General features: G+C 76.0%; 18 protein-coding genes and 1 pseudogene. 10 read left to right on the top strand and 9 right to left on the bottom strand.

What is annotated here, in order from left to right; translation table 11 throughout:
- A pseudogene (locus ACI79V_RS11155) lies at positions 1–198 on the bottom strand (hypothetical protein); the annotation flags it as partial.
- On the opposite strand from ACI79V_RS11155, the gene ACI79V_RS11150 reads away from it, so the two are divergent.
- A complete protein-coding gene (locus ACI79V_RS11150) occupies positions 185–712 on the top strand; it encodes a class F sortase (RefSeq protein WP_456889204.1) in 528 nt (175 codons plus the stop codon). The pseudogene ACI79V_RS11155 and the gene ACI79V_RS11150 overlap by 14 nt on opposite strands.
- A 27-nt stretch (positions 713–739) precedes the next feature.
- Here ACI79V_RS11150 and kynU read toward each other — a convergent pair whose 3' ends face one another.
- Together kynU and ACI79V_RS11140 are read right to left on the bottom strand one after the other, a co-directional pair.
- Positions 740–2,005: a kynureninase gene (gene kynU, locus ACI79V_RS11145; RefSeq protein WP_456889203.1), complete on the bottom strand. Its 1,266-nt coding sequence runs from the start codon at positions 2,003–2,005 to the stop codon at positions 740–742.
- Positions 2,006–2,015: 10 nt separating this feature from the next.
- A complete protein-coding gene (locus tag ACI79V_RS11140) occupies positions 2,016–3,218 on the bottom strand; it encodes an MFS transporter (protein WP_456889201.1) in 1,203 nt (400 codons plus the stop codon).
- Positions 3,219–3,241: 23 nt separating this feature from the next.
- On the opposite strand from ACI79V_RS11140, the gene ACI79V_RS11135 reads away from it, so the two are divergent.
- The 3 genes from ACI79V_RS11135 to ACI79V_RS11125 are packed head-to-tail and all read left to right on the top strand — an operon-like array spanning position 3,242 to position 5,625.
- Positions 3,242–4,708, top strand: a complete 1,467-nt coding sequence (locus ACI79V_RS11135; RefSeq protein ID WP_456889198.1) for an amidase — start codon at positions 3,242–3,244, stop codon at positions 4,706–4,708.
- Positions 4,705–5,130, top strand: coding sequence for an aa3-type cytochrome oxidase subunit CtaJ (gene ctaJ, locus ACI79V_RS11130; RefSeq protein ID WP_456889196.1), 426 nt, complete (start codon positions 4,705–4,707; stop codon positions 5,128–5,130). The genes ACI79V_RS11135 and ctaJ overlap by 4 nt, the downstream gene beginning before the upstream one ends.
- Before the next feature lie 42 nt (positions 5,131–5,172).
- On the top strand, positions 5,173–5,625 hold the full coding sequence (locus ACI79V_RS11125; protein ID WP_456889194.1) for a DUF5130 family protein: 453 nt from the start codon (positions 5,173–5,175) through the stop codon (positions 5,623–5,625).
- Positions 5,626–5,815: 190 nt separating this feature from the next.
- On the opposite strand, the gene pepN is transcribed toward ACI79V_RS11125, so the two are convergent.
- Entirely contained in the window at positions 5,816–8,365 is a 2,550-nt protein-coding gene (gene pepN, locus ACI79V_RS11120; RefSeq protein ID WP_456889192.1) for an aminopeptidase N, read from the bottom strand.
- Positions 8,366–8,498: 133 nt separating this feature from the next.
- On the opposite strand from pepN, the gene ACI79V_RS11115 reads away from it, so the two are divergent.
- Positions 8,499–9,161 carry a mycothiol-dependent nitroreductase Rv2466c family protein gene (locus tag ACI79V_RS11115; protein WP_456889191.1) on the top strand — a complete coding sequence of 221 codons (663 nt, stop codon included), beginning with the start codon at positions 8,499–8,501 and terminating at the stop codon, positions 9,159–9,161.
- A gap of 70 nt (positions 9,162–9,231) precedes the next feature.
- Positions 9,232–9,987 carry an SDR family oxidoreductase gene (locus tag ACI79V_RS11110; RefSeq protein ID WP_456889188.1) on the top strand — a complete coding sequence of 252 codons (756 nt, stop codon included), beginning with the start codon at positions 9,232–9,234 and terminating at the stop codon, positions 9,985–9,987.
- On the opposite strand, the gene ACI79V_RS11105 is transcribed toward ACI79V_RS11110, so the two are convergent.
- Together ACI79V_RS11105 and ACI79V_RS11100 are read right to left on the bottom strand one after the other, a co-directional pair.
- Positions 9,971–10,741 carry an MBL fold metallo-hydrolase gene (locus ACI79V_RS11105; protein WP_456889187.1) on the bottom strand — a complete coding sequence of 257 codons (771 nt, stop codon included), beginning with the start codon at positions 10,739–10,741 and terminating at the stop codon, positions 9,971–9,973. The genes ACI79V_RS11110 and ACI79V_RS11105 overlap by 17 nt on opposite strands.
- Positions 10,738–11,406, bottom strand: coding sequence for a DUF429 domain-containing protein (locus ACI79V_RS11100; RefSeq protein ID WP_456889185.1), 669 nt, complete (start codon positions 11,404–11,406; stop codon positions 10,738–10,740). The genes ACI79V_RS11105 and ACI79V_RS11100 overlap by 4 nt, the downstream gene beginning before the upstream one ends.
- 25 nt (positions 11,407–11,431) lie before the next feature.
- Here ACI79V_RS11100 and ACI79V_RS11095 point away from each other — a divergent pair, with 25 nt between their 5' ends.
- Positions 11,432–11,923: a ribose-5-phosphate isomerase gene (locus ACI79V_RS11095; RefSeq protein WP_456889183.1), complete on the top strand. Its 492-nt coding sequence runs from the start codon at positions 11,432–11,434 to the stop codon at positions 11,921–11,923.
- Positions 11,924–11,926: 3 nt separating this feature from the next.
- Here ACI79V_RS11095 and ACI79V_RS11090 read toward each other — a convergent pair whose 3' ends face one another.
- The gene (locus ACI79V_RS11090; protein WP_456889181.1) at positions 11,927–13,165 is read right to left on the bottom strand and encodes a GNAT family N-acetyltransferase; all 1,239 of its coding nucleotides are present in this window, start codon (positions 13,163–13,165) and stop codon (positions 11,927–11,929) included.
- A 64-nt stretch (positions 13,166–13,229) separates the two neighbouring features.
- Between ACI79V_RS11090 and ACI79V_RS11085 the strand changes: the two genes are divergently transcribed.
- Positions 13,230–13,658, top strand: a complete 429-nt coding sequence (locus tag ACI79V_RS11085) for a hypothetical protein (protein WP_456889179.1) — start codon at positions 13,230–13,232, stop codon at positions 13,656–13,658.
- Here ACI79V_RS11085 and ACI79V_RS11080 read toward each other — a convergent pair.
- Positions 13,643–14,308 carry a response regulator gene (locus tag ACI79V_RS11080; protein ID WP_456889178.1) on the bottom strand — a complete coding sequence of 222 codons (666 nt, stop codon included), beginning with the start codon at positions 14,306–14,308 and terminating at the stop codon, positions 13,643–13,645. The genes ACI79V_RS11085 and ACI79V_RS11080 overlap by 16 nt on opposite strands.
- Positions 14,305–15,639 (bottom strand): sensor histidine kinase, encoded by a 1,335-nt coding sequence (locus ACI79V_RS11075; RefSeq protein ID WP_456889176.1) that lies wholly within the window; start codon positions 15,637–15,639, stop codon positions 14,305–14,307. Before ACI79V_RS11075 ends, ACI79V_RS11080 begins: the two co-directional genes overlap by 4 nt.
- 247 nt (positions 15,640–15,886) lie before the next feature.
- Between ACI79V_RS11075 and ACI79V_RS11070 the strand changes: the two genes are divergently transcribed.
- Positions 15,887–17,503, top strand: a complete 1,617-nt coding sequence (locus tag ACI79V_RS11070) for a hypothetical protein (protein ID WP_456889174.1) — start codon at positions 15,887–15,889, stop codon at positions 17,501–17,503.
- A gap of 93 nt (positions 17,504–17,596) precedes the next feature.
- Complete coding sequence (locus tag ACI79V_RS11065) at positions 17,597–19,369, top strand: bifunctional metallophosphatase/5'-nucleotidase (RefSeq protein ID WP_456889172.1); 1,773 nt, start codon at positions 17,597–17,599, stop codon at positions 19,367–19,369.
- Positions 19,370–19,436: the final 67 nt, after the last annotated feature.

The raw sequence follows: 19,436 nt of genomic DNA, 5'->3' as shown, positions 1-19,436 counted from the left end.
GTCGAGGGCGGCGTCCAGGTCGGTGCGGTGACCGGGGAACCCCGAGTCGGCCGCCGACACGTCGTCGACTCCGGCCAGGTCGACGGTCGCGCCGTCGCGGCCGAGGGCCACGCGCTCGTTGCGCAGGGTCCGCACGCCCAGCGACTCGAGGTGGCGCACCAGGGCCACCGGGTCCGCCGACCCGGTGGCCGCGGCCACCGCGCCGGTCGCCGAGCCGGCGCAGCCCACGCTGCCGCCCGAGGGGGAGACGCTGCCGACGCCGTCCTCGGACGTGCACGTGACCGTCCCGGCGCTGGGCCTGGACCTGCCCGTGCTGCCGCTGACACCGCAGGACGGGGCGATCAACCCGCCCGGCCTGACCGCGGCGTACTGGATCGACTCCTACGGCGACCCGGTGGGCGCGGCCGAGCAGGCCGACAACACGCTCTACATCGCCGCCCACGCGACCGGCACCGGCGAGTACGGGTTCGACCCGCTGGTGGACGCCGAGGCGGCCGACGAGGGACTGCGACCCGGCGACGTGGTCGAGGTCAGCACCCCGGGCGGGACCGTCGACTACACCGTCGAGCGGACCGGCCGCTATGCCAAGGACGCGCTCGCCGGCACCGCCGACCTCTGGGCGGCCGTGCCCGGGCGGCTGGTGCTCATCACCTGCTTCCAGCGCGCCGGGAAGGCCTCCACCGAGAACCTGGTGGTCGTCGCGCAGGCCTGAGCGGGCACTCCCGCGGAAGTGCCCGCGTCAGGTGACGCGGGCGCGCTCCTGGGGGTAGCCGCGCCAGGCGCCGTCCTCGAGCAGGACGCGGAAGCGGTCGACGGCGTCCCACACGTCGACGAACCGCGTGTAGAGCGGAGCCGGGCCCAGCCGCACGCGGTCGGGGGTGCGGTAGTCCGGGACGACGCCGCAGTCGACCAGGGCCTGCGTCAGCTGCCACGCCGCCGGGTGCGCCAGGGTCACGTGCGAGCCGCGGCGGTCGGGGTCCCGCGGGCTGGCCAGCGCCACGCCGTGCGGGACGAGGCAGGCGTCAGCCAGTTCCACCAGCAGGCTCGTCAGCGCCCGCCCCTTGGCCGCGAGCCGGCCGATGCCCGCCTCGGCCACCAGCCGGGCGCCCACCTCCACCGCCGCAGCGGCCAGCACCGGCGGCGTCCCGACGCCGAAGCGGCCGATGCCGGGCACCGGGTCGTAGACCGGGCCCATCGCGAACTGGTCCTGCTGGCCGAACCAGCCCCAGATCGGCTGGCGCAGCCGGTCCTGCAGCTCGCGCCGCACGTAGAGGAAGGCCGGCGCCCCCGGCCCGCCGTTGAGGTACTTGTAGGTGCAGCCGACGGCGAGGTCCACGCCGTTCGCCTCGAGGTCCACCGCCACCGAGCCCGCGGCGTGCGAGAGGTCCCAGAGCACGAGCGCGCCGGCCTCCCGCGCGGCCGCCGTCACCGCCGCGACGTCGGCGAGCGCCCCCGAGCGGTAGGCCACGGCCGACAGCACGACGACGGCGACCCGCTGGTCGAGGACGCCCGCGAGCACCGCCGGGTCGAGGCCCTCGTCGATGTCGGCGGGCACCTCCCGGACGGTCATCCCGCGGGCGGCGGCCACCCCCGCGACGACGTAGCGGTCGGTGGGGAAGTCGTCGGCGGAACAGACCAGCACGTCGCGGTCCGGGCGGGCGTCGGCGGCGGCCACCAGCAGCTTGTAGAGGTCGACCGTGGTGGAGTCGGCCAGCAGCACCTCGCCGGGCCGGGCGCCGAGGACGCCGGTGCCGATGACGTCGCCGACCCGCGTGGCCACGTCGATCCAGGACGCCCAGGAGCCCACCAGCCCGCGGCCCCACTCCTGCTCGGCCACCCGCGCCAGCGCCGCCGGTGTCTCCCGCGGCATCCGGCCCAGCGAGTTGCCGTCGAGGTAGACCAGCCGGTCGGGGCCGTCGTCGTCGGTGCCGGCGAACCGGCTCCGGTAGCCGGCGAGCGGGTCGGCGTCGTCGAGCGCCTCGGCGGCGGCGCGGGTGAGGTCCACGGGTCTCCTCTCAGGCGGCACGCGGCCGCGGTGCCGACACCGACCACCACGCAAGGGCGGCTCCGGTGCCCAGGACGGCGCTGAGCACGAACGGTGCCTCGAGCCCGGCCAGTGTCGCCAGCGCGCCGCCGCCGAGCGCGCCGGCGGCGCCGGCACCGTAGACCGTCGTGCGCCAGGCCGCCGTGACCCGGCCACGGAGGGCGTCGGGGACCAGCCGGTGACGGAGGGACGCCGTCGCCACGTTGAGCACCGCGAAGGCGCCGCTGGACACGACGACGACCACGCCGGCGACCCAGGTCCGCGGCAGCGCGAACAGCAGGACCGGGCTGGTCGCCGCGACGGCGGCGGACCACGCCACGACGCCGCGGTGCCGCCGTCCGGCGATGAGCCGGTGGGCGAGCAGCGCTCCGGTGAGGCCACCGCCGGCGCCGAGCGCCAGCAGGGCGCCGAAGCCGACGGCGGTCAGCCCGAGGCGCTCCCCGGTGTAGAGGACGAAGACGCTGAACCAGGCGCTGTCGGCCAGCGCGACCGTGGCCACGGTGAGAACGAGCGTGCGCAGCCGCCGGTCCCGGGACAGCCAGACGACGCCCGCCACGGTCCGCCGGCCGACGTCGACCGGTGCATGCGGGGCGGGCCGGAGCGCGGAGAGCGCCGCAGGCGGCAGCGAGAGCACCAGCAGGACCGCAACGGCCGTCGTCGCACCGTTGACCACGAAGGGGAGTGCGGCGCCGGCCGCGAACAGGACACCGCCGACCAGTGGCCCGACGAACTCGTTGCCGGCCACCTGGCCCGCCGCCATCCGGCCGTTGGCGCGTTCGAGGGAGTCGGCGGGCACCAGCCGCGGGAGCACGGTCTCGGCCGCGACGTCCCGGACCGTCTCACCCACCCCCAGGAGGAGGGCCGCGACGGCCACCGTGACGACCGACGCCCGGTCGGCCACGAGCAGCGCCACCAGGACCGCCAGCACCACGACCCGCAGGCCGTCCGCGAGCGGCACCAGCGCCCGGGCCCCGTGCCGGTCGGCGAGCGATCCGGCAGCCAGCCCGGTCAGCAGCCACGGCAGCGTGCCCGCGGCGGCGACCGCGCTGACGACCAGCGGGTCGGTCGACAGGGACGCGGCCAGCAGCGGGAAGGCCGCGAGGCGGATGCCGTCACCGAGGTTGACCAGGACCGACGCCGACCAGAAGGTCCAGAACGCCCGGCCGAGCCCCACCGGCGGAGGCTAGCGTCGCCTCCGTGACGCAGCTGCACGACCTCACCGCCCTGGAGCAGGCGGCCGCCGTCCGGGCGGGGGAGGTGAGCCCCACCGAGCTGGTGCGGCACGCCCTGTCCCGGATCGAGGCGCTCGACGCCGGCCTCGGCGCGTTCGTCACCGTCACCCCCGAGCGGGCGGTGGCCGCCGCCGCGGCGGCCGACCGGGCGGCGGTCCGCGGCGGTGACCTGCCCCCGCTGCTCGGCGTCCCGACGGCGGTCAAGGACCTCAACAACACCGCCGGCGTGCGCACCACCTTCGGCAGCACCGTCTTCGCCGACTTCGTCCCCACCGTCGACGACGCCGTCGTCACCCGGCTCGCCGCCGCCGGGACGATCAGCTTGGGCAAGACGAACACCCCGGAGTTCGGGTATCCGGCCTACACCGACAACGACCTCGCCGGTCCCGCCCGCTGCCCGTGGGACCCCACCCTGCTGGCCGGCGGCTCCAGCGGCGGCGCCGCGGTCGCCGTGGCGGCGGGCATGCTGCCGTTCGCCCAGGGCAGCGACGGCGGCGGCTCGATCCGCATCCCGGCGGCCGTCAACGGCCTGGTGGGCATCAAGCCGGCCCGCGGACGGGTGAGCAACGCCCCGTTCGGCAGCGACGTCACGGGCCTGGGCACCAACGGCCCGATCGCCCGCACCGTCCGCGACGCCGCGGCCCTGCTCGACGCGATGGCCGGCCCGGTCACCGGGGACGCGACCTGGGCCCCGCCGCTGCCGCCGGGGGAGACCTTCCTCGGCGCCGCGGACCAGCCGGTGAGCCGGTTGCGGATCGGCCGCACGGTGGAGTCCCCGATGCCCGAGGCGGTCCTCGCCCCCGAGGTCGCCGCGGCCCTCGACGACGCCGCCGGGCTGCTCGAGTCGCTGGGGCACGAGGTGGTCGAGGTCCCGGGCGGCCTGCTCGGCCCCGACGTGCTCGGCGCGTTCGAGCGGGTGTGGTCGCTGTCGGCCACGCTGCTGCCGGTGCCGGCCGACCGGGTGGGGGAGCTGCGGCCGCTCACCCGGGAGCTGCGCGCCCGCGGGCTAGCGCTGTCGGCGCAGGCGGCGATGGAGGCGCTCACCGCGCTGCGGCTGTTCTCGCGGCGTTACGTCGCGGCCACCGACGCCTTCGACGTCCTGCTGGCCCCGGTGACGACCACGACGCCGCGTCCGCTGGGCTGGTTCGACGCCGACGGCGACGGCGCCGCGGACTTCGAGCGGAACAAGCGGTACGCCGCCTTCACCGCGCTCTACAACGTCACCGGGCAGCCGGCCCTCAGCGTCCCGCTGCACTGGACCGGCGACGGGCTGCCGGTGGGCACGATGCTCGTGGGGCGCCCCGCCGACGAGGTCACGCTGATCGCCCTCGCGGCCCAGCTGGAGCAGGCCCGGCCGTGGGCGCACCGGCACCCGCCGTGCTGGGACGCCGACGCACAGGCGACCACGCCCGGCGGTAGATTCCGGGCGTGACCGTCGTCGAGACCCTGCTCGTCTTCGTCGCCGCGCCGCTCGCGGTGTACCTCCTGCTGTGGGCGCTGACCTACCTGCCCGGGGGCCGGCGGCGCGCCGGGGTCCGGTACAAGCCGGGACAGCCCTGGGACCACGAGCCGGTCTGGTACGAGCCGCAGCCGAAGAACGCGCCCACGCACGCCGCCGGCCACGGCGACACCCAGGCGGTCGGCTCCTCGCTCTACGGCGAGCCCGCCGCGATCGGCTCCGGCGACGGACACGGCCCGGCCGACGGGGCGACCGCCCACGGCGCCACGGCGCACGGGGCGACGGCGCACGGGCCGAACCACGGGGCGACGGTCGGGTCGCACGTGATCGCCTCGGACTCCGCGCCGGTCCCGTCCGCGGGCGGCCCGCTCGGCGGCGCCCGCGGGACCTGGTGACCCGATGACCCCCACCCACCGCACCGAATCCGGAGACCGGCGATGACCCGCGTCCTGCAGGCCGAGCCCCACGACACGGGCACGGTCGACACCGCGCCTAACCGGGCCGACGAGGGCTACGACACGGTCTTCAGCTACCGCGAGCTCGCCCGGCTCGACGAGGCACTGACCATGGCCTCCCGGGAGACCGGGCTGCGCTTCACCCTCTACATCGGCGACCTCGGCCCGAAGACCCGCATCCGCGCCGAGGAGCTGCACGCCCGCGGCGGCCAGCCGACGGAGTCCGTGCTGCTGGCCGTCTCGCCGGGCCAGCGGGTGATCGAGGTCGTCACCGGCTCGTCGGCCGCCCGCCGGCTGCCCGACCGGGCCTGCGCCCTGGCCGTCCTGTCGATGACGAACTCGTTCGCCTCCGGTGACCTCGTCGGCGGGATCGTCAACGGCCTGCGCCAGCTCTCCGACCAGGCGGGCCACCCGCGCAGCGCGCGCGTCCACTGACCGCAGCGGAGCCCGGCCGGACACCTCGTCCGGCCGGGCTCCGTCGTGTTCCGGGGGCCTTGGTCGCGACATCGGCTCCGCCCAGGCCGTCGAGGGGCCCATATCGCGACATTGGCTCTCCCGGCGGGTGCCCGACACGGGGAGGGGCCGGGAGGACGACGTCCTCCCGGGCCCTCGCCGGCCGTGCGGCTCAGCCCGCGGCGGCGTCCCGCTGCCGCGCCCGCAGCGCGCGCGCGATGCCGTCGCGGCCCTCGGTCACCAGCCGGCGCAGCGGGGCGGGCGCGCCTTCGTGCCCGAGCCACGCGTCGGCGGCCTGCAGCGTGCGCTCCTCCACCACCGGCGGGAACAGGTACTGGACGGCGTTCTTCGCGATCTCGCCCGGGCGGCGGTCCCACATCGGGCCGCACTCGGTGAAGTAGCGCTCGACGTACCCGGCGGTCAGCTCGCGCTGCGCGGGGTGCCAGAAGCCGGCCACCAGCGCCTCGTGCACGGCGTTGGGGACGTCGGGGTCGTGGAAGGCCTTCTTCCAGGCCTCCTCCTTCGCCTCCGCGGCCGGCCGCAGCGCCCGGGCGGTCGCGGCCCGCCGGGCGCCGGTGGCGGTGGCGTCCCGCTCGGCCTCGGCGTCGATCTCGGCGTCACCGGCCGCGCCGATCGCGACCAGGCCGTTGAGCAGGGCCCAGCGGGCGTCGGCGTCGACGGCCAGCCCCGGCACGGTGCGCGACCCGTCGAGCAGCCCGCGCAGCACCGCCGCGTGCTGCTCGGTCCGCGCGGCCGCGGCCAGCGTGCGCGACCACTGCAGTTGCACGTCGCTGCCCGGCTCGGCCGCCTCGAGCGCCTCCAGCGCCTTGTCGGCCAGCGCCGTCCAGCCGGTCGGGGCCCACGCCGGGTCGGCGTAGGAGGTCAGGGCCGACTGCACCCGCCCCAGCAGCGACTGCACCACGCTGATCTCGGTCTCGGCGTCGATGCCGGCCAGCACCAGCTGCACCCACTCGCGGGCGGGCAGCTCGGCGTCGCGGGTCATGTCCCACGCCGCCGACCAGCACAGCGCCCGCGGCAGCGGGTCGGACATCGTGCCGATCGCCTCGCGCAGCGTGGCCAGCGAGCGCTCGTCGAGCCGGAGCTTGGCGTAGGTCAGGTCGTCGTCGTTGACCAGCACGAGGTCGGCGGCGGGGCGGCCGACCAGGTCGGGCACCTCGGTCCGCTCGCCGTCGACGTCGAGCTCCACCCGGGCGGTGCGGGTCAGCCCGTCGGGCCCGCGGTCGTAGAGGCCCACGGCCAGCCGGTGCCGGCGCAGCACCGGGTGCTCGGGGACGGCGGTCTGCTCGATGGCGAACGACGCGTATCGACCGTCGTCACCGACCTCGATCACCGGGCGCAGGGTGTTGACCTGGCTGGTCTCCAGCCACTGCCGCGACCACTCGGACAGGTCCCGGCCGGTGGCCTCCGACAGCGGGTCGAGCAGGTCGGCGAGGGTGGTGTTGCCGTACTCGTGGGTGCGGAAGTACTGGCGGATGCCGGCGAGGAACTCCTCCCGGCCGACGTAGGCCACCAGCTGCTTGAGCACCGAGGCGCCCTTGGCGTAGGTGATCCCGTCGAAGTTCACCTCGACGGCGGCGACGTCGACCATGTCCGCGGCGATCGGGTGGGTGGAGGGCAGCTGGTCCTGCGCGTAGGCCCAGGCCTTCTCGACGTTGGCGAACGTCGTCCACGCGGTCGTGTACTCGGTGGCCTCGGCCTGGCACAGCGTGGAAATGTAGGTGGCGAAGGACTCGTTGAGCCACAGGTCGTCCCACCAGCGCATGGTCACGAGGTCGCCGAACCACATGTGCGCGAGCTCGTGCAGCACCGTCTCCGCCCGGCGCTCGTAGGTGGCCCGCGTGGCCCGGGACCGGAAGACGTAGTCCTCCAGGATCGTCACCGCGCCGGCGTTCTCCATGGCGCCGGCGTTGAACTCCGGGACGAAGAGCTGGTCGTACTTGTCGAAGGGGTACGGGTAGTCGAAGACGCGCTGGAAGAACTCGAAGCCCTGCTTGGTGACCCGGAACAGCGCCTCGGGGTCGAGGTGCTCGGCCAGCGAGGCGCGGCAGTACAGCCCCAGCGGGATGTCCTCGTAGGCGTCGGTGACCCGCGCGTAGGGCCCGGCGATCAGCGCGACCAGGTAGGTCGACAGCCGCTTCGTGGGCGTGAAGTGGACCAGCTGCGAGCCGGCCGGGCCGGCCTCGATGGTGCGGCCGCCGGTGTTGGAGACGACCTGCCAGTCGAACGGCGCGACGACGTGGACGGTGTAGCTGCCCTTGAGGTCGGGCTGGTCGAAGCAGGCGAACACGCGCTTGGCCTCGGCCGGCTCGAAGTGCGTGTAGAGGTAGACCTGGCCGTCCTCGGGGTCCTCGAAGCGGTGCAGGCCCTCCCCGGAGTTGGAGTACCGGCAGTCGGCGTCGACGACGAGGGTGTTCTCGGCGGCGAGGTCGGGCAGCGGCAGGCCGCCCTCCTCGGTGTAGGTGGAGACGTCGAGCTCCGCCCCGTTGAGCGTGGCCGAGCGGACGGTCTCGGCGACCAGGTCGATGAACGAGGCGGCGCCGGGCTCGCGGCAGGTGAAGGTCACCGTCGTCGTCGAGCGGAAGGTCCCGGTGCCCGGTCGCCCCTCACCGTCGGTGAGGTCGAACTGCAGGTCGTAGCTGTCGACGGCGAGCAGGCGGGCGCGCGCGGCGGCGTCGTCGCGGGTCAGGTTGGGTACGGCCACACGCGGCAGCTTCCCACGGACCGCCGACACGCCCGGCGGGCACGGGGAACAACCGCCCGGCCGGGGCACTTGGCAGCGGACAGCGGACCACCGCGGCCTGCGGCGGGACGACGACGAGAGCGGGAGAGAAGCGATGACCGAGGCAGTGCAGAGCGCCCCTACCAGGGCGCGGGTGGACTTCTGGTTCGACCCGCTGTGCCCGTGGGCGTGGCTGACCAGCCGCTGGGTCCTCGAGGCGGCGAAGGTGCGCGACATCGACCTGCACTGGCACGTCATGTCGCTGGCGGTGCTCAACCGCGGCCGCGACCTGCCCGAGCAGTACCAGGAGATGATGAAGGCCGCGATCGGCCCGGTGCGGGTCGCGATCGCCGCCGCCGAGAAGCACGGCGAGGAGGTCCTCGGCGACCTCTACACCGCCATGGGCACGCTGCGGCACCACGAGGGCAAGGAGCTCGACGAGCTGGTCGTCCCGGCGCTCGAGAAGGTGGGGCTCCCGGTCGAGCTGGCCGAGGCGGCGACCTCCACCGACCACGACGAGGCGCTGGAGAAGAGCCACCACGCCGGCATGGACCCGGTCGGCGAGGACGTCGGCACCCCGGTGATGCACATCGACGGCGTCGCGTTCTTCGGCCCGGTCATCAGCAAGGTCCCCACCGGCGAGGACGCCGGCCGCGCCTTCGACGGCGCCGTCCTGCTGGCCAACCTCCCCGACTTCTGGGAGCTCAAGCGCACCCGGACCTCCGACCCGGACATGAGCTCGGTGCCCGCCGACGCCCTGGAGCTCACCCGCCGCTGACCCGTCCGTGCACTTCCGCGGATGTGCACCGTGCACATCCGCGGAAGTGCACGCTTGGCATGCTGACCGCATGTCGCGTCCCGTCCGCCAGCGCATCCTGGTCACCGGCGCCAGCTCCGGCCTCGGCATGGGCATGGCCCGCCGCTTCGCCGCCCGCGGGCGCGACCTCGCCCTCGTCGCCCGGCGCGTGCCCCTGCTCGAGCAGCTGCGGGACGAGCTGCTCGCCGCGCACCCGGGCATCCGGGTGGTCACCGCCGCCATGGACGTCGACGACGCCGACGCCGTCGCCCGCGGGGTCCCCGAGCTCGCCGCCGAGCTGGGCGGCATCGACCGGTTCGTCGCCAACGCCGGCATCGGCAACGGGCGCTCGATCGGGACCGGCGCGTCCGCGGTGAACCGGGCGGTCCTGGCCACCAACGTCCTGGGCACCCACGCGCAGTGCGAGGCCGCCGTCGAGCTGTTCCGCGCGCAGGGGCACGGCCACCTGGTGGTGATCAGCTCGGTGGCCTCCGTCCGCGGCATGACCGGCAGCCGCACCGCCTACGGGGCCAGCAAGGCCGCGCTCAACGGGCTCGCCGAGGGCATCCGCGCGGACCTGCTGGGCACCGGCATCCGCGTGACCACGGTGCTGCCCGGCTACATCGAGACCGACATCAACGTCGGCCGCCGCGGCCCGTTCACCGTCGACCTCGACACCGGCGTCGACGCGCTGGTCGCGGCCATCGAGCGGGAGCCGGTGCGCGCCTACGTCCCCGAGTGGCCCTGGCGGCCGGTGTCGGCCCTGCTGCGGGTGCTGCCGCTGCCCGTGCTCAGCCGCCTGACCTGAGACGGGAGGCGGCGAGGCGCATGGTCGGCTCGTCGTAGGGGCCCCGGTCGAGCCGGCCGGACCGGACGGCCGCGAGCACCGCCAGCAGCTCCTCCCGCTGGGCGCCGACGAACGCCGCGTCCACGACCGCCCCGTGCCCCGGGACCACCGCGCCGCGGGCGAGCGCGTGCAGCCGGCCCAGGGTCGCGGGCCACTCCGCGGGGAAGGAGTCCTCGAACGCCGGCGGGGCGCCCTCCTCGACCAGGTCCCCCGCGAAGACCGTCCCGTCCTCGACCTCCACCACCAGGTCGTGCCCGGTGTGCCCCCGGCCGAGGAACCGCAGCACCACCTCGACCCCGCCGACGTCGAGGACGGCCACGTCGTCGACGAGCGCGTCCGGCGGGTCCAGCGGCGCCTGCCGCACCTGCTCGGCGGCCGCGACGTCGCCGTCGGCCAGCAGCTCGGCCACCCGGGCCGCGCGCTGCCCCTCCCCGGTGGCCAGCAGGTCGGCGGCGCACCCGCGCGACCCCCACACCGTCGCGGGCCGGAACGCCGCGTTGCCGAAGCAGTGGTCGTGGTGAGCGTGGGTGTTGACCACCGTCCACGGGTGCGGCGTCACCCGGCGCACCGCGGCGGCGAGGTCGGCGGCCTCGGCCGGGGAGGAGCGGGTGTCGACGACGAGGCAGGCGCCGTCGCCCACGACCAGGCCGCAGTTGAGGTCGAGTGACGCGTGCCGGCGGACGAAGACCCCGGCGGCCACCTCCCGGAAGCTCACCAGCAGATCCGCATCGGCCGGCCGCGAGCGTCGCGGGAGCCGTCGCCGACGGACTCCGCGGTGCCGTCGGCCACCCGTCGCGCCGACCACGCCACCGCGCACGCGTCGAGCGCGTCGACGGCCGGCACCCGCGGGGGCGCGGCGGCCAGGGCGGCGTCGACGTCGACCACGGTCCGCAGCGCCGCGAGCCTCTGGGCCAGCCCGCGGGCGGTGACCTTCGGGTCGGCGACGGCGGGGTCGAGCGCCCGGAACGCCAGCTCGGGGTGCGCCTCGACGACGTGGTCCACCGGCGGGTCGCCGAGGGCGTCGTCGAGGGCGCGGATGGACGCGGTCAGCCGGAAGGCCTGCGCCGACAGCGAGCGCCCGCCGGTGGCCGCGACCGACAGCTCCCGCGCGTGGGCGTAGTCCCGCGCGCCGAGGACCGCCCGCACGGGGGCCGGGAACACCGAGCTGCCGGCCCGCCCGAGGCGGGCGCGGGCGGCGACGTCGCAGGCGCGCGGGCCGTCGTCGGACAGCCCGATCGGCATGTCGACGGCGACCACCTCGACACCGGGCACCGCGAGCACCGCGGCGGCGTCGGGCAGGTCGAGCAGCCGCACCGACCGGCCCTCGAGCAGGGCCCCGACCCAGCGCCCGCGCCAGCCGTCGACCCCGAGCACCGCCACGGGCCGACCCTGACAGACTCGCGCCATGCGCGTCTTCGTGGGCACCGACCATGCCGGGCTGGAGTTCAAGGAGCACCTGAAGCAGGCGCTCGCCGACGCCGGGCACGAGCCGGTCGACTGCGGCGCCTTCGACTACGACCCGCAGGACGACTACCCGCCGTTCTGCTTCGAGGTGGGCGAGCGCGTCGTCGTCGAGCCGGGCAGCCTCGGCGTCGTCATCGGCGGGTCGGGCAACGGCGAGCAGATGGCGGCGAACAAGGTGCCCGGCGTGCGCGCCGCGCTGGTGTGGAACACCGCGACGGCCCAGCTCGCCCGCCAGCACAACGACGCCAACGTCGTCTCCATCGGCGCCCGCCAGCACTCCGTCGAGGAGGCCACCGAGCTGGTGCTGGAGTTCCTGCGGACGCCGTTCAGCGAGGACGAGCGGCACGTCCGCCGGATCGGGCTGATCCACGACTACGAGCAGAACCGGCACCGCCCCGCCGGCGGCCTGCCGACCCGGGGCGACGCCGTCTGACGCTCAGAACTCGTCCGGGCACCAGGGGGTGACCGGCCAGCGGAACGCGGTGCTCGCCTGGGTCACCGCCCCCGGGCTGACCTCGGTGACCCGGCCGGCCGCCTGCAGCGTCGCCAGCGAGACGCCGCCGAGGTAGGCCGCGCCCAGCGCCTCGACGTCGACCACCAGGTCGGGGTCGGCCTCGGTACGGGCGCACCACGCCCCGGCGGGGTGGCCCCGCAGCCACCAGCGCCCGTCGTTCCACGGGCAGGAGGAGTCACGCACCTCGACGACCAGCTCGACCACGGCGGGGTAGCGGCGGGCGGCCAGGGCGCGGCCGACGTCGACCAGCCGGACCCACAGCGCGTCGACGGGCTGCGAGCGCAGCGCCCGCGGCTCGGCCAGCAGGTGCCGCAGCGGCTCGTCCGGCGAGGCGCCCGGCGCGCGCACGGTGCGCACCAGGTCCAGCGACAGCACGAACCGCCACAGCGCCGCGTACGCCGTGGGTGAGGCGCCGCGCAGCTCCTCGACCTCGGCGGTGCCGTCGGGCTGGCCGTCGTCGGTCCACCGCCCCTTCACCCGGTAGGCGGCGTAGCCGGTGACCGTCCCGTTGGTCTCGGTGTGCAGGAGGTACCGCCGCTCGGTGGCGCCGCGGCGCTGGCCGGGGTCGTCCTCGAGCAGGCGGCTCCACCAGCGGTCGTCGCGGGCCAGGTTGCCCGGCACCGTCCGCCGCAGCCGGTCGTGCAGGCCCACGACGGCCGCGCGGTAGGCGTCGGCGTCCACCCGGTCCACCCGCCCGGTGCCCGGGTCGACGTCGGGCCGCAGCCGCATCCGCGCGACGTCGCCGGACAGGCCGCCGCGCCAGGTGGCCGGCGCGTAGCCGAAGCGGCCGTAGATGGCCGACTCCGACGCCCACAGCGCCGCCACCGGCTCCCGCTCCTGCTCGTGCAGCTCGGTGAGCTGCCGCCGCATGATCGCCGTCAGCACCCCGCGCCGCCGGTGGGTCGGGGCGACGCTCACCCAGGTGACCCCGGCGCAGGGGACGACGCCGCCGGGCACGGTCAGCTCCCGGCTGTAGACGCCCGAGGTCGCCACCACCCGGTCGCCCTCCCACAGCCCCAGCGACCGGTCGAGCTCGGCGGTCACGGGGACGGTGTCGACGAACGAGGCCGGGGGGTCCTCGCCGAAGGTGTCGAACAGGGCGCGGCCGAAGGCCGGCCACTCCTCGGCGGTGGCGGGGCGGAGGTCGGCGGGGTCGGTCACCCCTGCTGTCTACCGGGCGGGGACGACCGTCCGCGACCGCGTTCCGCGGTGCCACGATGCCCCCGTGCAGGGTCAGGGACGGGTGGGGTGGTGGGCCAGGCGGCTCGACGAGCTGCTCGAGCAGGGCCTCGACGGCGTCGTCGCGGGGGAGGGGCTGACCCGGCGGCACTGGCAGCTGCTGCAGTCGGCGGCGGACGGGCCGGTGTCCCGCACGGACCTGCACACCGCGCTGGGCGGCTTCGCCGGTCCGCGGGCCCTCGACGCCGTGCTCGCCGACCTGGCCGCGCGGGGGTGGCTGGCCGACGACGGCGGGACGCTGTCGCTGACCGCGGAGGGGCGGACCGCGCACGGCCGGCTGGCCGGTGCGGTCGCGGCGTTCCGCCGCCGCGTGGCCGACGGGATGACCGCCGAGGAGTACGCGCAGGTCGTCGCGGGGCTGGCGCGGATGGTGGGCAACCTCGAGCGGGCGCTCGGGGATCAGCCGCGCAGGTAGGCCAGCGTCGCCATCACCCGGCTGTTGCGGTCCTCGTCGGGCGCCAGGCCCAGCTTGGCGAAGATCCGCTGGGTGTGCTTCTCCACCGCGCCGGGGGTGACCACCAGCAGCCGGGCGATCGCGGTGTTGGAGTGCCCCTCGGCGATGAGTCCGAGCACCTCGCGCTCCCGCGGCGTCAGCCGGCGCACCGGGTCGTCGGCGCGGCGGCGGGCGAACAGCTGGGCGACCACCTGCGGGTCGAGCACCGTCCCGCCGGCGACGACGTCGTCGAGCGCGGCCAGCAGCTGGTCGAGGTCGGTCACCCGGTCCTTGAGCAGGTAGCCCGCGCCACCCCGGCCGTCGGCGAGCAGCTCGTCGGCGTAGGCGACCTCGACGTACTGCGAGAGGACCAGCACCGCCGTCCCCGGCACCGCCCGGCGCACCTCCACGGCGGCGCGCAGCCCCTCGTCGGTGTGCGTCGGCGGCATCCGCACGTCGACGACGGCGACGTCGGGACGCAGCTCGGTGACCGCGCGCACCAGCGACGGGCCGTCGCCGACCGCGGCCACCACGGTGGTGCCGGCCTCCTCGAGCAACCGGACCAGCCCCTCGCGGAGCAGGACCGAGTCCTCGCCGAGCACCACCCGCAGCGGCCGGTCGGCCGGGCTCACGCCCACGGCAGCTCGGCGGTGGTCCGGGTCGGGCCGCCGCGCGGGCTGTCCACGGTGAGCACGCCGTCCACCGCGCGCAGCCGGTCGGCCAGCCCCGCCAGGCCGTGGCCGGGCACCAGCAGCGCCCCGCCGTCGCCGTCGTCCTCGACGACGACCCGCAGCAGGTCCCCGGCCCGGCCCATCTCGACCCGGCACACCCTCGCCCCGCTGTGCTTGGCCACGTTGGCCAGCGCCTCGCTGACGACGAAGTAGGCGGTGTTCTCGGTGACCGGCGCCAGCCGCTGCTCGGGCAGGTCGACGGCGAGTTCGACGGGCACCGGCGAGCGGGCGGCCAGCGCGGCCAGGGCGGCGGTCAGGCCGCGGTCGGCCAGCACCGGCGGGGCGATGCCGCGGGACAGCGCGCGCAGCTCCTCCAGCGCCTCGCGGGCGAGGACGCCGGCCTCGGCGATCGTGGTGCGGGCGGCGGCGGGATCGCGGTCGAGCTGCCGCTGCGCGCGGGAGAGGTCCATGCCCAGCCGCACCAGGTGCTGCTGCGGGCCGTCGTGGATGTCGCGCTCGAGCCGGCGCAGCGCCACCGCCTCGGCGGCGACCGCGGCGTCGCGGCCGCGCGACAGCCGGCCGATCTCGGCCTGCGCGGCGGCGCGGGAGGTCAGCAGCGCCCGGCCCAGCTGCGCCTGCAGCAGGGCGACGGCGCGGACGACGAACGGCAGCGCCACCGCGGCCAGCAGGCCGATCACGGTGTAGCCGAGGATGCGCAGGCCGGGGGAGGACTCGAGGCCGAGCAGCTCGAACAGGTCGTGGTTGTCGGGGTCGGCGGAGGGGTCCGGCAGCGCCCAGTCCCAGGCGCCGTAGGTGATGCCGCCCAGTGCCAGCGCCCAGAACGTGACGGTGACCGAGAAGGCGAGCACGCCCAGCGGCAGGCGGAGCACCGCGTGCAGCGCGTCCAGCCAGGACTGTGGGTCGCGCAGGGGGGTGAGCAGCCGGCGCACCCGCCCGCCCTCGGGCCTCAGGTAGGCCGGCCGGGGGACCGGGCGCCCCAGGACCGCGGGCAGCTGCGCCCGCTCCAGGCCGGCGAGACCGCGGGCGGCGAGCAGGGTGCCGGCGAGGACCGCGACCCCGACCCAGATCACCAGCGTGCCGACGCCGAGGGCCACGCCGGTGACCACGACGACGAAGGCGAGCACGCCGAGCGGCAGGGACAGCAGCGCGTAGCCGGAGTCGACGAGCGCCTGGCGCACGAGGCGCGAGCGGGAGTGCGGCGGCGCGGTCACGGAGGGCACGGGGAGGGTCTCGCCGATCGGGGTGTCGCTGGTCAGGGTCTCGCTGGTCATGGGACGAGCCTGGCGACGCGGCGCCGTCCGGCCGATCCCGTCACCCGGTCGATCCGCTGTCGGGCTGGCCCGACACCCGCTGCTGCACCGTCCATGTCGGCCGCCGATGCTCCCGGCGCGCGCGGGCGGTGTCCAGGACCTCGTTACTGTCGGGCGAGCCGGGTGCGCCGCCGTCGTCACGTCCTCCCGTGACCGGGTGCCCGGCGGACGGAGGTGCCGCGTGCGCCATCGGGCCGCCCCCCTCGCCGTGAGCGCTGTCCTGCTGGTCGCCGGGTGCACCTCGTCGGCCGCCGACGAGGGCGGGGGCGACGGCGGACCGGCGCAGGCCGCCACCGCGGCTCCCGGCGAGAAGCTGACCGTGGTCGCCGACGGCGAGCCCGCCGCCGCGGCGGTGAGCACCAGCCGGGCGCTGTTCGAGCAGTCCGGCGTCGTCGTGGTCGCCCCGGACGGCGACGCCGCCGCCACGCTGCTGGGCGCCTCGGCCGCCGTCGGCCTGGGCGTGCCGCTGCTGCTCGACCCCGAGGGCGAGGGCTCCGCCGACGACGCGGTCGCCGCCGAGATCGACCGGCTCGGCGCGGGCACCGTCCTCGCGGTGGGCGCCGACACCGCGCCCGGGGACGCCGAGGTGGTCTCCGCCCCGGCGACCGCCGACGCCGTCGCCGCGGCCACCGGCCTCGATCTCGCCGGCGCCGATCCCGTGCCGGACGGCGGCGAGGTGGCCGCCGTGGCCGCCCTCGACCCCGACGCGCCCGCCGCGCTGCAGCCCGAGGACGCCGGCGACCCGGGCGAGGGCGAGGCGTCGGGCGAGCTGCCCGAGGTCGAGCGCGCCGAGCCGCTCCAGGGCACCGTCGTCCTGGCCGACGGCGACCCCGCGGCGCTGGCCGGCGTGGCCACCGCCCGGGCCGCCGGCGCGCAGGTGCAGGTCACCGACGGCCGGACCGACCCGCGGGCCTCGGGCGACGTCGTCGAGGCGGTGTCGGGCGCGGACACCGTCGTCGCGCTGGGCGCCGGCTTCGGCGCCGAGGACGGGCTGGACTGGAAGCTCGAGACCGCCGCCACGGGCACCCAGCTGCCCGCTGGCGGGCAGGTGCTGTTCCCCGAGCACTTCCTGGTCGCCCTCTACGGCCACCCCGGCACCGGCGCGCTCGGCGTGCTGGGGGAGCAGGACGTCGACGCGGCGGTCCAGCGCGCCCGCGACCACGCCGCGCCCTACGAGCCGCTGGTGCCGGACGCGACCGTCGTCCCCGCCTTCGAGATCATCGCCACCGTCGCCTCGGAGTTCCCGACCGAGGGCAACGACTACTCCTACGAGGCGCCGCTGGAGCAGCTGCGGCCGTGGGTGGAGGCGGCCGGCGCCGCGGGCCTCTACGTGGTGCTCGACCTGCAGCCCGGGCGCACCGACTTCGTCACCCAGGCCGAGCTGTACCGGCCGCTGCTGGAGCTGCCCCACGTCGGCCTGGCGCTGGACCCGGAGTGGCGGCTGGCCCCGAACCAGGTGCACCTGACCCAGATCGGCTCGGTCTCCATCGAGGAGGTCAACCGGGTGGTCACCTGGCTGGCCGACCTCACCCGCGAGAACCGGCTGCCGCAGAAGCTGCTGGTCCTGCACCAGTTCCGGGTGGACATGATCCCCGGCCGCGAGCAGGTCGACCTGTCCCGCGACGAGGTGGCCGTCATGGTGCACGCCGACGGGCAGGGGCCCCAGGGCAGCAAGCAGGACACCTGGCGGGTGCTGCAGGGCGTCGGTCCCGAGGGGCTGGCGTGGGGCTGGAAGAACTTCTACGACGAGGACGCGCCGATGCTCACCCCCGAGGAGACCATCGCGCAGGTCTCGCCGCGCCCGCAGCTGATCAGCTACCAGTAACGCGCCGGGTACGTGGCGGAACCCTCCGTCACGGGTTACCGTCCCCCGGCGCCCGCGACCGCCGGGCGGCACCGCGAGGGGGACGACATCCACATGCCACGACGCAGGTACTGGGCCGTGAGCGCGGCCGTGCTCGCCGTGACCGCCGGGGCGGCGACGCCCGCGGCGGCGGCGCCGCCCGGCCCGTCCGACGAGCTCGACATCACCCTGCTGGCCACCACCGACCTGCACGGCCGGGTGCAGGACTGGGACTACTTCAAGAACGCGGCCTACACCGAGCGCTCCGGCGACGCCACCGGCCTGGCGCGGGTCGGCACGGTCGTCGACCGGGTGCGCGCCGAGCAGGGCGAGGAGAGCGTGCTCGTCGTCGACAACGGCGACTTCCTGCAGGGCACGCCGCTGAGCTACTACTACGCGCGGCAGGAGCCGGTCACCGAGACCGGCGCCGAGCACCCGATGGCCGCCGCCTACGACGCGATCGGCTACGACGCCCAGGTCGTCGGCAACCACGAGTTCAACTACGGCCTGGACCTGCTCCAGGCCTACGCCGGCGACGTCGACCACCCGGTGCTCGGCGCTAACGTGGTCGACGCCGTGACCGGTGAGCCGTACCTGCCGCCCTACACCCTCCAGAAGATGGAGGTGCCCGGGCACAAGCCGGTCACCGTGGGCATCCTGGGCCTGACCACGCCGGGCTCGGCGATCTGGGACCGCGGCAACGTCGAGGGCCGGGTCGAGTTCCAGGACATGGTCGAGGCGGCGCGGCGCTGGGTGCCGATCGTCGACCGGCAGGCCGACGTCGTCGTGGTCCTGTCGCACGCCGGCGTCGGCGGGACGTCGTCCTACGGGCCCGACGCCGCGCCGACCGAGAACCCCAGCGACGTCATCGCGCGCACGGTGCCCGGGATCGACGCGATGGTGGTCGGCCACTCGCACCGTGACGTGCCCTCGCAGGTCGTCGAGAACGAGGTGACCGGCGACGACGTGGTGCTCACCCAGCCCTACCGCTGGGGTGCCACCGTCAGCCGGGTCGACGTCTCGCTGGCCAAGACCCGCGGGCAGTGGGACGTCACCGGCGTCACCGCGGCGGCGCTGCGCACCAAGGGCGTCCCCGAGGACCCCGACGTCCTCGCCGTGACCGACGAGGCGCACCGGACGACGGTCGACTACGTCAACCAGGTGGTGGCCCGGTCCACCGAGGAGCTCTCGGCGGCGACCAGCCGGTACGAGGACACGGCGATCCTCGACTTCATCCAGCAGGTGCAGACCGAGACCGTCGACGTCGCGCTCGAGGGCACGCCGCAGGCCGACCTGCCGGTGCTGTCGATCGCCGCGCCGTTCAGCCGCGACGCGGTCTTCCCGCAGGGGGACGTGACGATCCGGGACATCGCCGGGCTCTACGTCTACGACAACACCCTGCAGGCGGTGGAGCTGACCGGCGCCGAGGTGCGCGCGTACCTCGAGTTCTCGGCGAAGTACTTCGCCCAGGTGCCGGCCACCGGTGACGTCGACCCGGAGACCATCACCGGTGCCGGGAGCACGCCGGACTACAACTACGACGTCCTGTCCGGCGTCGACTACGACCTCGACGTGTCCAAGCCGGTCGGGCAGCGGGTCACCCGGCTCGAGGTCGACGGTGTCGCGGTTGCCGACGGCGACCGGTTCGTCGTGGCGGTGAACAACTACCGCCGCTCCGGCGGGGGGAACTTCCCCGGCATCGCGGCCGCGCCGCTCATCTACGACGAGCAGCAGGAGATCCGCCAGCTGCTCATCGACTGGGCGCAGGAGCGCGGCGTCATCGACCCGGCGGACTTCGCCGTCGACAACTGGCGCCTCGTGCGCGACGGCCAGCCGCTGCTGCCGTGAGCAGGACGCTCCCCGCCCACCCGGGCGGGGAGCGGTCCTCGCGGGTCTCCCGTTCCGTCGGTCCCGC

The organism is Geodermatophilus sp. SYSU D00700 (assembly GCF_054050255.1).
This window is presented reverse-complemented; position numbering and strand designations above follow the sequence as displayed.